This window comes from Halorubrum sp. SP9, from assembly GCF_005435015.1.
Taxonomy (GTDB): Archaea; Halobacteriota; Halobacteria; order Halobacteriales; family Haloferacaceae; genus Halorubrum; species Halorubrum sodomense.
Window position 1 is genome coordinate 1,167 of sequence record NZ_SGXU01000100.1, and the last position, 331, is coordinate 1,497.

Sequence of the window (331 nt, forward strand, 5' to 3'; positions counted from 1 at the left end):
CAACGGAGATCGTGAGTGGTGGTTGTGTGTCGTCGTGTGTGAGGAACTTTTTTACAGCATTCACATATGATCCAAAGCCAAGATCGTCTTCTGCGGTAGGTAGATCTGGATTACCATAGTATTCGTTGTGGCTTTTCTCTCCCTCAGATTCGCTCATGCTTGTAGAAGGTATATGTAGGTAATCAAAAATTCTATCCCCCACGATCGGCGCATGGAGTGTTATTTGAGATGTTGTCAAGTGATGTCAGAAGATATTCGCCTGGTCGTACACCGAGATGCCGGTGTCCGTGATGTCGTAGGGCTTCGTCTCGCGGGAGTGGTTCGCGTCGCG